Annotated in this window: 12 protein-coding genes and 1 tRNA gene; 1 reads left to right on the top strand and 12 read right to left on the bottom strand. The window is 53.8% G+C overall.

Annotation, left to right across the window (positions count from 1 at the left end):
- Positions 1–13 precede the first annotated feature (13 nt).
- The 12 genes from pheT to DTHIO_RS12840 form a co-directional block, all read right to left on the bottom strand.
- Positions 14–2,410, bottom strand: a complete 2,397-nt coding sequence (gene pheT, locus DTHIO_RS12785) for a phenylalanine--tRNA ligase subunit beta (protein ID WP_008870693.1) — start codon at positions 2,408–2,410, stop codon at positions 14–16.
- Between the two features lie 45 nt (positions 2,411–2,455).
- Entirely contained in the window at positions 2,456–3,508 is a 1,053-nt protein-coding gene (pheS, locus tag DTHIO_RS12790) for a phenylalanine--tRNA ligase subunit alpha (RefSeq protein WP_008870694.1), read from the bottom strand.
- The gene (gene rplT / locus DTHIO_RS12795; RefSeq protein ID WP_008870695.1) at positions 3,508–3,861 is read right to left on the bottom strand and encodes a 50S ribosomal protein L20; all 354 of its coding nucleotides are present in this window, start codon (positions 3,859–3,861) and stop codon (positions 3,508–3,510) included. Before rplT ends, pheS begins: the two co-directional genes overlap by 1 nt.
- Before the next feature lie 266 nt (positions 3,862–4,127).
- On the bottom strand, positions 4,128–4,328 hold the full coding sequence (rpmI, locus tag DTHIO_RS12800; protein WP_008870696.1) for a 50S ribosomal protein L35: 201 nt from the start codon (positions 4,326–4,328) through the stop codon (positions 4,128–4,130).
- A gap of 42 nt (positions 4,329–4,370) precedes the next feature.
- Complete coding sequence (gene infC / locus DTHIO_RS12805) at positions 4,371–4,859, bottom strand: translation initiation factor IF-3 (protein ID WP_008870697.1); 489 nt, start codon at positions 4,857–4,859, stop codon at positions 4,371–4,373.
- Positions 4,860–4,881: 22 nt separating this feature from the next.
- Positions 4,882–6,822 (bottom strand): threonine--tRNA ligase, encoded by a 1,941-nt coding sequence (gene thrS / locus DTHIO_RS12810; RefSeq protein WP_008870698.1) that lies wholly within the window; start codon positions 6,820–6,822, stop codon positions 4,882–4,884.
- 62 nt (positions 6,823–6,884) lie between these two features.
- Positions 6,885–6,959 (bottom strand) — tRNA-Val (locus DTHIO_RS12815).
- 197 nt (positions 6,960–7,156) lie between these two features.
- A complete protein-coding gene (gene pdxA / locus DTHIO_RS12820; protein ID WP_008870699.1) occupies positions 7,157–8,152 on the bottom strand; it encodes a 4-hydroxythreonine-4-phosphate dehydrogenase PdxA in 996 nt (331 codons plus the stop codon).
- 215 nt (positions 8,153–8,367) lie between these two features.
- Complete coding sequence (locus DTHIO_RS12825; RefSeq protein ID WP_008870700.1) at positions 8,368–8,568, bottom strand: hypothetical protein; 201 nt, start codon at positions 8,566–8,568, stop codon at positions 8,368–8,370.
- Between the two features lie 71 nt (positions 8,569–8,639).
- Positions 8,640–10,106, bottom strand: coding sequence for a glycogen synthase GlgA (gene glgA / locus DTHIO_RS12830; protein ID WP_008870701.1), 1,467 nt, complete (start codon positions 10,104–10,106; stop codon positions 8,640–8,642).
- Between the two features lie 493 nt (positions 10,107–10,599).
- Positions 10,600–11,556, bottom strand: a complete 957-nt coding sequence (locus tag DTHIO_RS12835; protein ID WP_161598675.1) for an ROK family protein — start codon at positions 11,554–11,556, stop codon at positions 10,600–10,602.
- Positions 11,501–11,953: an NUDIX domain-containing protein gene (locus DTHIO_RS12840; RefSeq protein ID WP_008870703.1), complete on the bottom strand. Its 453-nt coding sequence runs from the start codon at positions 11,951–11,953 to the stop codon at positions 11,501–11,503. The genes DTHIO_RS12835 and DTHIO_RS12840 overlap by 56 nt, the downstream gene beginning before the upstream one ends.
- 26 nt (positions 11,954–11,979) lie before the next feature.
- Between DTHIO_RS12840 and DTHIO_RS12845 the strand changes: the two genes are divergently transcribed.
- Positions 11,980–12,936: a glycosyltransferase family 9 protein gene (locus tag DTHIO_RS12845; protein ID WP_008870704.1), complete on the top strand. Its 957-nt coding sequence runs from the start codon at positions 11,980–11,982 to the stop codon at positions 12,934–12,936.
- Positions 12,937–13,450 lie beyond the last annotated feature (514 nt).

Consider the following 13,450-nt stretch of genomic DNA (forward strand, 5'->3'; position numbering starts at 1 on the left):
GCCGGCACAAAAATCAAGGAAATCCCACCGGCAACTTTTTAAGAAGCAGATCAGCCAGCTTCTGCTGCTCTTTGTCCACTTCGCTGTCCTTGAGGGTCCTTTCAGGATGGCGGTAAGTCAGGCGCAGGGTAAGCTTCTTTTCCTGCTGTTCCGGTGGCAGATAAACATCCACCAGGGAGAGATCTTCCAGTATGTCCAGCCCGGCGTTTTCCACAACCTGGCGCAGCTGGTCATAGCCAAGTTCCATAGGGGTAACTACGGTCATGTCCCTCTTGACCACGGGGAACCTGGGCAACGGCTGAAACTGCGGCCTGGAAAGGCTGCCGAGGCTTTGCAGTAAATCCAGGTCCAGGTCGCAGTACCAGATATCTTTTCTGGCCTTGTACGCCCTGGCTTTTTCCTGGCGCACCCGGCCTAGCATCCCCAGGCTTTCTTCCCGGCATATGCACTCCACCGCCGGATCCAGGTAAGGATGCTCCTTGTGCAGGACAAAACGTCCCTCATGGCCGACAAAAACTCCCAAAAGATTTTCCACAAGCCCCTTGAGGTCATAAAAATCCGCGTCATCTTCAGGATGCGGCCAGTGCCCCCTGTGCCTGCGCCCGTAAAGAAGAAGGGCCAGGCGGTTGTTTTCCCGCACCCCGGTCTCTGAAGACTCGTCCTGTTCAAAGCTTCTGGCGACTTCAAAGAGCTTGAGCCTGGTATTGCCCTGGCCCAGGTTGTGCTTCAGGGTCTGCAAAAGCCCCGGCAGAAGATGGGTACGCATCACGTCCTGCTCTTCGCTTAAGGGGTTGAAGACTTTTACCCTGCCTTCCAGGGGAACCCCCAGAAAATCCAGGTCAGACATGCCCACAAAACTGTAGTTGATGACTTCCTGCAGACCAAGGCCTCTGGCCCACTGCTTTATATCCCCCAGAAACCGGTATTCGCTGTCCCAGGCTTCCTGGTGCAGGGATTTCTGCACCTTGGGCAGGTGCTCCGGGGTCTTGTCCAGGCCGTAAATCCGACCGATCTCCTCTATGAGATCCACTTCCCGGGTGATATCCGGGCGATAGCTGGGAACTGTAACCTGCATCCCCCCGCCCTCTTCCTGTACTTCACAGCCAAGAGAGGTCAAAACCCTGCGGCAGTAATTCTGGTCCACATCCAGGGCCAGCAGGCTGTTGGCCCGCTCGCGGCGGAAATAAACCTGCACCGGCTTGCAGGGCCTGGGTTCAGCCCTGGATACTCCCTGGTACACCCTGCCCAGACCCAGCTCCGACATGAGCTTTGCTGCCCGGTCCAGGGCAAAGGGGGCATTGGCCTGATCCACGCCCCGCTCGAAACGGAAAGAGGATTCACTGTGCAGCCCCAGTCTCCTGGCGGTCTGCCTGATGTCTAAGGGGTTGAATACAGCACATTCCAGCAGCACCTCGGTACTCTGGTCATTTATTTCCGTATTGGCCCCGCCCATGACTCCTGCCAGGGCCACGGGCTTCTCGCTGTCCCAGATGAGCAGATCGCGGTCATTTAGTTCCCTTTCCTGCTGGTCCAGGGTGGTAAACTTAAATCCCGGCCGGGACCGGTCCACCCTGATTTTATGGCCCTCCAGGAGGTGGCGGTCAAAGGCATGCAGGGGCTGGCCCTGCTCCAGCATGACGTAGTTGGTTATATCCACTATATTGTTGATGGGCCGGACACCTACAGCCATGAGCCTGTAGCGCATCCAGTCCGGGCTGGGCTTTATGGAGCACCCGGAGATTATCCGGGCCTGGTACAGGGGGCATCCCGAAGGATCTTCTATATCTATGTGCACTTCATCCGGGCAGTGCCTGGACTTGTCTTCCTGCAGCGCCGGGTCCGGCTTGTAGAGGGGCAGGTCGAACAGGGCGGCCACTTCCCTGGCCAGGCCCAGAACGCTTAAACAGTCAGGCCTGTTGGGGGTGACCCCGATATCCAGGACGAATTCCTCCAGGTCCAGGGCCTGACAGAGCCCTGTTCCCGGCACAAGGGAGTCGTCTAAGACCATTATCCCGGATGGATCCTGGCCCAGTTCCAGCTCTGTCTCGGAACAGATCATTCCCTGGGAGGTCTCACCCCTGATTTTGCTTTTTTTTATCACCTGGCCGCCGGGAAGCTCTGTCCCCTCCAGGGCCACGGCCACGTTCTGGCCGGCCTGTACATTGGGAGCGCCGCACACTATGCTGAGACTTTCACCAGAGCCCGTGTCCACACTGCAAAGGGACAGTTTGTCCGCCCCGGGGTGCTGTCTTTTCTCCACAACCCGGCCCACCACCATGGGTGCCAGATGGGTAAAAGGCCGGACAATCTCCTCCACCTCCAGGCCCACCATGGTCAGCCTGTGGGATAGCTCGTCTATGCTGCCTTTGTAAGGTGTAAACTCCCGCAGCCAGGATAAACTTAAAAGCATCTGCAGTATCCTTGAGGATGGTTTTGGTTATTGTGCCTGGAAGGCTCAGGCGAACTGGTTCAAAAACTTGATGTCGTTTTCAAAAAACATGCGCAGGTCATTGATCCCGTACTTGAGCATGGCCACCCTTTCCACACCCAGGCCGAAAGCAAATCCGGTATACATTTCCGGATCATATCCCACCTGCAGAAACACCTCGGGGTCGATCATGCCGCATCCCAGCACTTCCACCCACCCGGTTTCCTTGCACACCCTGCAGGTTGTGCCGTCTTCATTTCTGCCGCGCCCCTGGCACATGACGCAGCTGATGTCCACTTCTGCACTGGGCTCGGTAAAGGGGAAGAAACTGGGCCTGAAACGCACCTTGACCTCGGAGTCAAAAATCTGCTGGGCAAAAGCGGTCAAAGTGCCTCGCAGGTCAGCCATGCTGACATGGGTATCCACCAGGAAGCCTTCAATCTGGTGAAACATAGGGGTATGGGTCAGATCTGAGTCCCTGCGGTAGACCTTGCCCGGGGCAATGGCCGCCAGGGGGGGACGCCTTTTCTCCATGGTCCTGATCTGAAGCGGGGAGGTATGGGTGCGCAGCACTAAGGACTCGGAAATGTACAGAGTATCCTGCATGTCCCGGGCCGGATGTCCCGGGGGGAGATTTAAGGCCTCGAAATTGTAGAAATCCGTCTCCACTTCCGGTCCGGTGACGATTTCAAAACCAAGGCCTGTAAAAATATCGCTTATATCCTGGATCACCCGGGTCACTGGATGCACAGACCCCATATCCGGGGTGCGACCCGGCAGGGTGGGGTCAAAGGTTTTATCTCCCTCAGAAGCGGCCTGCTTTTCCAGCTCTGCTTTTCTGCTTTCCAGGATTCTGCCCAGCTCGGTCTTGACCTCGTTGGCTGTCCTGCCGGCTTCGGGCCTGTCTGCAGGGTCCAGCTCCGGAAGCCTGGACATGATCCGGGCCAGCCTGCCCTTGCGTCCAAGGAAAGCCACCCTGGCCTCTTCAAGGTCCTGCAAAGAAGAAGCCTGATCCAGAACATGCTTAAATTCCTGGATCAGGCTTTTCAGGCTGGAATTGATTTCCTGGACGGCATTCATCAGTTGGCCCCGGTCCTGGCCATCTCCGCCAGCCGGGCAAAAGCGGCCTTTTCATGTACAGCCATGTCAGCCAGAACCTTGCGGTTCAGTTCCACGCCGGCCTTGCTCAGCCCGCTCATGAAACGGCTGTAGGACATGCCGTGCTCCCGGGCTGCGGCATTGATGCGGATTATCCACAGTTTGCGGAAATCGCGCTTTTTCTGCCTGCGGTCCCGGTATGCATAGCAAAGGGCCCTTTCCACAGTTTCCTTGGCAGTATAAAACAGCCTGCTTCTGGAGCCACGGTAGCCCTTGGCCATCTTCAAGTATTTCTTATGCCGCTTGTTGGCGGTCTTGCCTCTCTTGACCCGCATAAGTATCTCTCCCTGTTGTATTATTTCTTATGTTCAGCTTTAGCCGGGTAAATTGAAAACGGCATCCCCGGCAAATTTAGAAAGTTTCCATCCGGAAAGCCTTTCTTTCCGGATGTTGAAGCTATTGGTTTTCTTTACGGAAACGAGGAGTTTTTTCTTTTGGCAAGGAAATCAAGCAATTATGAGGAGGCGTATCTTAATACGGTGACGAATAATTGTGCAGATTGACGCCGCCAAAAGGAAAAAGAACCGTTTCCGGATGAAAACTAGAAAGCGTGGGGCAACATCCTTTTAACAGAGGACATGTTGGCCTTGTCCACGATAGCCGGCTTGCCCAGCCTGCGCTTTCTTTTGGCATTTTTCTTGGTCAGAATGTGCCGCTTGTTCTGCTGCCGTCTTTTGACCTTGCCGCTTCCGGTTATGGAAAAACGCTTGGCGGCGCAGCGCCTGGTCTTTATTTTAGGCATGTTATCCTCCTGGAGTTAAAATCATATTGTACAGATGGTAAATCAGGCCTTTTTGGGTCCCACCGGGGAAAGAAGCAGGTGCATGGTCCTGCCTTCATAGCGGGGTTCCTGTTCCACCCTGGCCACGTCCGAGGTCTGCTCCACCACCTTGTTTAAAATATCTGCTCCGCGGTCCTTGTGAGCCATCTCCCGGCCCCTGAAAAAAACCGAGACTTTAACCCTGTCTCCTTCTTCAATAAATTTGCGGATATGGCGGACCTTGGTGTTCAGGTCGTTTACGTCGGTTTTGGGACGAACCTTGATTTCCTTGACCTGGACTCTGGACTGCTTTTTCTTGGCTTCCTGCTTTTTCTTCTGCTGCTGATACTGGTATTTGCCGAAATCCATAATCCGGCATACAGGGGGATCAGCGTTGGGGGCCACTTCCACGAGATCAAAGCCCGAACTCTGAGCCATGTCCAGGGCCTGGCCGGTGTCCATAATGCCCAGCTGCTCGCCTTCGCCATTGATTACACGTACCTTCCTCGCCATGATCTGCTTATTGCGGCGAGCCTTAGTAGAGGTATCTATAACTCAATCCTCCCTTCTTAAACGGTTCATCCATGTCCTGAAAAATCTGATCCGCAACTTCCTGGATGCTCATAAGCCCCAGGTTTTTGCCGCCCCTTAAACGCACGTTCAGGCCAGACTCCTGAACCTCCTGGTCTCCGGCCACCAGCACGTATGGAATCTTTTCCATCTGGGCCTCGCGCACCTTGTACCCAAGCTTTTCGTTACGGTCGTCCACTTCCACCCGGATACCCATCTGCCTAAAGCGGTCCGCACAATCATGAACATACCCGGCCTGGGCATCGGTAATATTCATGATACGGGCCTGCACAGGGGCCAGCCATGTGGGAAATGCTCCGCCGTAGTGCTCTATAAGCACACCTAGAAAGCGCTCTATAGCACCAAGGACCACTCTATGCAACATTACCGGCCTGTATTTCCTGCCGTCTTCACCGGTATATGTCAGGTCAAAACGCTCCGGCAGGGTGAAATCGCATTGCACCGTGGCGCACTGCCATTTGCGGTCCAGGGCATCCTTTAGCTTGATATCTATCTTGGGGCCGTAGAATGCGCCGTCCCCTGGATTTATCTCATAGGGCATATCCAGTGCATCCAGGGCGCTGGTCAGGGCCCTTGTGGATTTCTCCCATGCCTCGCTGGATCCGATGTGCTTTTCCGGACGGGTGCTCACCTCCACCACGTACTCAAACCCGAAAAGTCCCATGACGTCCCGGACAAAATTGACCACCCCGGTAATCTCGTCCTGCAGCTGATCCGGACGGCAAAGGATATGCGCATCGTCCTGGGTAAACTCCCGTACCCGCAGCAGGCCGTGCAGAACGCCGGACTTTTCATGCCGGTGCACCCGGCCCAGCTCAAAATAACGCAGAGGCAGGTCGCGGTAGCTGCGCAGCTTAGATTTGTATATAAGCATGTGGGAGAGGCAGTTCATGGGTTTTACGCCGTAGACCTGCTCATCTATGTGCGTAAAATACATGTTCTCCCGGTAATTATCGTAATGCCCGGACTTTTCCCAGAGCTCCCTGCGCAGTATCTGAGGACCCTGCACAATCTGATACCCGCGCCTTAAATGCTCCTTGCGCTCAAAATCCTCGAGAATGGTGCGGATAAGCGCCCCTTTGGGATGAAAAATGGGCATTCCCGGACCGGCCTCTTCGCTGAAACTGAAAAGATCCAGCTGCGCCCCCAGTTTGCGGTGATCGCGCTTTCTGGCTTCCTCCAGGCGGGTCAGATGCTTTTTGAGCTCTTTGTCTGAGGCAAAAGCTGTGCCGTAGATCCTCTGCAGCATGGGACGTTTTTCATCCCCGCGCCAGTATGCCCCGGCCACAGAGGTGAGTTTGAAGGACTTTACATAACCTGTGCTCGGCACATGCGGACCGCGACAGAGGTCGATAAAATCACCGTGCCTGTATAAAGACACCTCATCTTCTTCCAGTTCGTCCAGGATCTCCAGCTTGTAGGTCTCGTTCATATCCAGAAAGACCTTTTTGGCTTCTTCCCTGGACATGACCACCCTTTCAAAAGGCTGATCCTGGGCGATGCTCCGGGCCATTTCGGCCTCTATCTTCTCCAGGTCTTCCGGGGTGAAGGGACGTTCATAATCGAAATCGTAATAGAAGCCATGCTCAATGTCCGGGCCGATGGTCACCCTGGCCGACGGAAAAATGGTCTTCACCGCCTCGGCCATGATATGGGCCGCACTGTGCCTGAGCACCTTGAGTCCTTCCGGGCTGGAAAGGGAAACCGGCTCAAGCACCCCGCACTGCTCATCAACCTCCGAACCCAGGTCGTACAGGCGGTCTTCACAGCGGCAGGCCACCGCTTCTTTAAATTTTTTCCCGGACAGGGCCTTGGACAGGATTTCCCGGCAGGTCGCCCCGGTGCTCAACTGGATCTCTTCCGGGGCTCCGGACACTTTAACCATTTTTTCTCCAGTTTATAAACAGATAAGGGAGGCTTGGGACCTCCCTGGCAAAACAGTAAGCGTGGTAGGCGCGAGGAGATTTGAACTCCTGACCCCTTGCGCGTCAAGCAAGTGCTCTCCCCCTGAGCTACGCGCCTGTAGTGCTGCTGAGCGCAAATACTTATCAGCATTGATAACCCTCTGTCAAGAACCTGGGAGTTAAGAGTTATCAGTTATTTGTTAAAAGTTGATAAAAAATCACGCCCCCTGACCTCCGACCTCTGACTCCTGACCCCTGACCCCTGACCCCTGATTTCTGATCCCTGACTCCTGACCCCTGACTCCTGACCCCTGACTACATCCCATCTTCCGGGGCCAGGCGCAGGGCCAGATCCAGCGCCTTTTCCAGGCTGCGGGGACTGGCCCGGCCAGTGCCGACAAGCTCAAACCCGGTGCCGTGGTCCACTGAAGTCCGGACCACCGGCAGCCCCAGGGTGACATTTGCGCACCGGCCGAACTCCACAAGCTTCAGGGGAGCCAGCCCCTGGTCATGATACATGGCCAGCACGGCGGAAAACTCGTTATTCCAGGCCCGGTAAAAAACCGTATCCGCAGGAAAGGGGCCCTGAACATTAATTTTTTCGCTTCTGGCCTGTTCTATTGCCGGAATGACGGTTTCCGTCTCTTCAGTACCTGTCTTGCCGCCCTCCCCGGCATGAGGGTTCAGGCCGCACACCGCCAGGGGCTTGTGCCCCTCACCCAGCCGGACCATGAAGGCGTGGGTCAGGCGCAGGCAGCGCAGTATTTTTTTCTGGGTGACAAGCTCCGGGACCAGGTGCAGTGGGGGGTGGGTTGTGACCAGGCTTACCCGCAGCCTGTCTCCGCACAGGTGCATGCAGACCTGGTCCTGGGCCATGCCGAACTGGTGGGCCAGAAATTCGGTATGACCGGGAAAGTCGAACCCGGCCTCCTGTAGAAGATTTTTGTTCAAGGGACCGGTGGTCAGCACAACGTTCTGGTTGTACTTTAAAAATTCACAGGCGGTGCTCAGGGAAACACCGGCAGCAAAACCGCCCTGGACATCCTCTTTTCCCGGGGCAGGCTCAAAATCCTTCAGCCCTTCAGGCTCAAAAAGATAAATCCCGGGTTTATCAAGCCTGTCCCGGTCCAGGGAGTCAATCCTCTTCCAGAACTTCTGTGCATCCATCTGCCTGCAGTGATGTTCCAGGGCTTTTTCCGGACCAATGACAAGCAGAGCGTGATCCCGGACAAACCTGTCTAAGTCTGCAAGCATGAGCAGTTCCGGGCCAAGGCCGTTGGGATCCCCTGGAGTATACAGAACAAGAGACATAAGTTAGTCTTGTTTCCATCCGGAAATTCTTTATTTCCGGATGCTGAAATTGGTGGTTTTCTTTCCGGAAACGAGGAATTTTTTCTTTTGGCAAGGAAATCAAGCAATTATGAGGAGGCGTATCTTAATACGTTGACGAATAATTGTGTAGATTAACCACGCGAGGCGCGTGGCAGGCTCAGCCAAAAGGAAAAAGAACCGTTTCCGGATGAAAACTAATCTTGAGGGGAAAGCTTCAGACATTCCTGGTAAAAAAGGCAGCCGTGCTGGTCACACTCACCCTCCACCACCCTGGCGAAACAGTCTGAATTGCCCTCGGCAATCTGTATCAGGCGAACCGCCTGTACCTTGCTTACCGCGTAAGGCAGTTTTACGGATCTTTCCCTGGCCAGGTCCCTTATCTCCTTCATTTTCATAACTATAACCTCCACCGGGCATGCTTTTTACACGCCTCAATTATGCTCCTGGAAACCAGGAAATACAAAAATCAGATTTCTCCTGTGCCATCTCCCAGTTCCTGGTACAACCGGGCGTATTCACGGGCGGATCTGGACCAGGAGAAGTCCTGGTGCATTCCACGTACAACCATCTTTTTCCAGGCATCGGCATCCTGGTACAGGGCCAGGGCATTTTGAATCGCACCCCAGAAGGATCTGGCCGTGGGTTCAGGGAATACAAAGCCCGTTGAATTTTCCTCGGGGTAGGGTATTATTGTGTCTTTCAACCCACCCACTGCTGTTGCCACCGGGGGAGTGCCGTAGCGCAGGCTGTACATCTGGGTCAGCCCGCATGGCTCATATCTGGACGGCATGAGAAATATATCCGTGCCGGCCTGTATCTTGTGGGCCATTTCCTCGGTGTACCCCACTATACCAGCCACGTGCCCGGGGTAAGCCTCCACCAGGTTCATGAGCTCGTTCTCGTACTCGGCGTCACCTTCTCCCAGGACCACAATGCCCACATCCTGGCGGACCAGGTCGGGCATAAGCTCGATTAGAAGATCAATGCCTTTCTGGCTGCGAAACCTCCCGATAAACCCCAGGACGGGCCGGGAGAGGAGCCTTTCAGGCAAACAGAGGGTCTCCAGGAGTTCTTTTTTGCACAGGTACTTGCCGTAAAGATCCCTGGAGGAATAGCCGGCCTCCAGATACCTGTCCTTGGACGGGTCCCATACATCGTAGTCGGAACCGTTTAAAATCCCCACAAGGTCCTTACTGCGTTTCTGCAGGACGCTTTCCAGGCCGCAGCCGTATTCAGGAGTCAGGATTTCCTCGGCATAGGACGGACTTACCGTAGTGATCCTGTCTGCGTAGGAAATGCCGCCCTTGAGCAGGTTGAATGAGTCGTAAAACTCAACACCGTCCATACTCCAGGCATCATACGGCAGACCGCAGTCCCAGAAGAGGCGCACGGAAAAACGTCCCTGGAAAGCCAGGTTGTGAATGGTGAAAACGGACCTGGTATTCTTCCAGTACGGGTCGGTCCTGCGCTGGTAATAAAGATAGGGTGAAACCAGGGCTGCATGCCAGTCGTGTGCATGAATTATTCTGGGAGCTTTTCCGAAGGCCTTCATCAGGGACATGGCCGCCCGGCAGAAAAATATGAAACGCTCGCAGTTGTCGAAATAGTCCCCTTTATATGTGCAGTAGTAATACCTGCGGTCAAAGTACTCCCCTCTGTCCAGGAAATAAACAGGCATGCCCCTGAATTCCGCCTGCAGGACATCGGTGGTGATCCCCGGCCAAGGATACCCGACATTCAGGTCCTCGTAAACAAGCCTGGGGCTGTAGGCGCTGGTGGATATGCGGCCGTAAAGCGGTGTAATTACGCATACGTTGTAGCCCATATTGTGAAGAGTCAGGGGCATCACCCCCAGTACATCCGCAAGCCCTCCTGTTTTGGAGAAAGGGTAGATTTCAGAAGCCACAAAACATATATCAGGTGGAGAATACATAAGCCCTCAAGGAAAATTTAGACTGGTTGCCGGTGGTTACTGGTAGTGATCAACAAAGTCGGGAAAATTCTAACTCAATACGCCATAAAAAAGCAAATCAAAAAAATTCTGCTGCCAAAGTAACTATTCACCAGGGTCCGGAGACTTCGCAAACAGGACGTAAAAACTCACTCCTATGAAGCGTAAATCAAAACCTATACACGAGTTTTTAAGCCAGAATGATTTATATAACCTGCTCTAAATCAAGTTCGGTGTCTTACGGTTTTGATTAATCACGCCACAGGCGTGACTCCGCGTTGTTCAGATCCCGCACTTACTTTTTGGCAAATCTTGATTTGAAAATTGATCAGTCATAGAAAAAGTAAGTGCGGGACCCTGTTTGCAAAGCCCCCGGACCCTGGATATCAGCGGTACGCAGAGATTAACCAATGTTATCAGATGATGAATAGTTAGCTGCAAAAAAACTGTATCGTGAAAAAAGGCAGGCAAAAAATCACTGCTGCATCAGGTAGCCCATACCCCACAGTGCGCTCATTTGAGGGTCCGGCGACAGTTCGATCCTGTCTGGAATCAGCCAGGGCCTTGTTTTCAGCCTGAAGTTTATGCTTTGGGGCACCACCTCGGAAAAACAGGGTCCCAGCCTGCTCAGCCCCCCGCTCAGGCCGATATTTTTTATCCCGAAAATGGAGACCATCTGGCTTAGAAAAAGCCCCAGCCTCCTGCCGTACTGCTGCATGGTCACAAGAGCCTTTTCATCCTTTTTCTCAAGATAAATATCCAGATCTTTCAGGCTGGCCAGGGAAAGTCCGTTCTGCATGGCCAGTTCTTTCAGGGCAGCGGCATTGAGCCAGGTCTCGGCGCACCCTGTCTGTCCACAGCCGCACCTTTTTCCCCTGTTTGGCCCCATATAGACATGTCCCAGCTCAGGTCCTGCGTCCAGCCTGCCTCGCCATACCCTCCTGTCCATTATGACCCCTGAACCCAGCCCTGTGCCCAGGGTAAACACCAGGGCATCCTTTTCCCCGGCCAGACAGCCATTGAATATCTCCCCCAGGGCCGCGGCCTGGGCATCATTCTCCAGGACGGGCCTGATGCCGAAAATCCCGGATACGAATCCGGCCAGGTCAAACCCCTTGAGTTCCGGCATGTTGGTCGGGGTAAAGTATATGCCCTGTTCCAGGTTCAAAGGCCCTGCACTGGCGATGCCGATATTATTTACAGCCCCCGGGGATTTCTGCATCACATTCTGGATGAGTCCAGCCAGGGCCTTTTTGGTGCCTGCCAGCTCTCTGGGCCTGGGCACGTTCAGCACCTCCCCGCACCGGCCATCCCGGTCCATCCAGGTACCCCGGATATTGCTTCCTCCAAGATCTATGCAGATATACATACCGGGCTCACTTGAATCTATCCAGTTTACAGGTGAAATCAGCCAGAATCTCTTTATGGTCAAAGGCCAGTTCCGGAAGGTTGTCCAGGTCGAAAATGCCTGCTCTGCCGGCGTCGTCTCCGGGGCTCAGCTCCTGTCCGGCCAAAGGGTGTGCCACAAACACGACGCTCATGGTATGCTGCCTGGGATCACGCCGGGGATGGGAATAAACACCTGTTAGATCAGTCAGGGTTACCTGGAGACCTGTTTCCTCCAGGGCTTCACGGACAGCAGCGCTTTCCACCGTCTCCCCGTAATCCACAAACCCGCCCGGCAGAGCCCAGCCATGGGGCGGATTCTTCCTTTCTATCAAAACGATGCCCCTGGGCGGAAAGTGAATTATAATATCCACAGTGGGCACAGGATTTCTAAATACTGCAACCGGATGCCCGCAGGAGGGGCAGGGCTTTTCAATGGACATGCCAGCATCCCGGGTTTATAAGTCATATGGATCAAACGCTCACATTCAAGAACTCTCTAATGAAAAAACTTCCTTCTGACAACATTATATTGACGCATAAAGGCGCTCTGGGGGATTTTCTTCTGGCCTGGCCGGCCTTTCTGTCCATAAGGACCTTTTTCAGCCAGGCGGAAATATTCTGGCACGGCAGGGATGACTTCCTGCCCTGGCTGCGTCCGTTGAACATTAAAAAAGTGCCTCACCGGACAGCCTCTGCCTTAGACGGGCTTTACAGCCGCTCAACATGGCCGGAATCACTAAGAAAATCTACGGTATTCTGGTTCGGGCTGGACCGGGTTACAATTGCCTGCAGCCATCCACAACTCTTTTTCCTGACTGCAGTGGATTTTGCCCGTAAAAGACATGTCCGGTATAATTATCTGTACCAGCTTGAGAAGCTGGGAATTTCTTTTTACCGGAATTGGCAAGAAAGCTGGAAGGATATGTTCGCCAAGCAGGATACGCAGGACCTGGCCCTTATTTTTCCAGGCTCAGGCAACCCGGCGAAAAACTGGCCGGTAAAAAACTTTATATGGGCCGGGAAGCGCTTTCAAAGCGCAGGGCTGAAGCCCCTGCTGGTGCTTGGCCCTGCCGAGGAAAAAAACGGTATTTCCGAAAGCAGTCTGCAGCAGACAACATGCTCCAGTCTGGAAGACCTGCAGGGCCTGATCCTCAAGTCGCGCGTGCTGCTGGGCAACGACTCCGGACCTATGCACCTGGGAGCCATGTTCAGCAAGCCGGGGCTGGTCCTCTTCGGCCCCACCCCTCTTTATATGTGGCGTCCACAGGGAATGAGGGTCCTGAAGTCCCCGGCACATTGTGCCCCCTGCTCCAAAACGGCCCGCGTCCAGTGCCAGGAACCCACGTGCATGCAGGCCATAACCAGAGAAAAGGTCCAGGCCTGGATGGATAAATTTTTGTACTGTCAGCGTACCGGCCTTTGATTTTCATACCCCCAAAACAAAACCGGCTTCCCTGTCTGACATAACAGAGAAGCCGGCTTTGGCAAAAGGAGGAAGAAACGTTATTTAAATAGATGCAATCAGCGGGCCAAAACTCATGGGCTCATAAAATCCAGGCTGGCCCTCGCTTTTACGACTCACCCCCTTCTTGTCCAGGTAAAAAAAATTTGACACCATTACCAAAGCCCCCTCTCCGCCTCCATACAGGGTAAAATTTTTTATACTTTTCCCAGGCCAATATATCACTACAGCGAAACTTATAAAATTTTATGCCTGCCTCAATTGGGGACAGGCACCCCTCACTTATTTTTATTAAATGATCTTGGTTTTATTGGAAAAAATATGTGAGGGGAGCCAGTCCCCGGAGGTAAATAAATAAGTTTCGCTGTAGTGATATTAAGTAAGACACAAGCAATCCGCGCCAGGACAAAAAATCTCTACCCTTTTTGTAAATATTCACCATTTGCCACAACTGATCAATATAACATCAAGCTGC

It is taken from the genome of Desulfonatronospira thiodismutans ASO3-1 (genome assembly GCF_000174435.1).
Lineage (GTDB): Bacteria > Desulfobacterota > Desulfovibrionia > Desulfovibrionales > Desulfonatronovibrionaceae > Desulfonatronospira > Desulfonatronospira thiodismutans.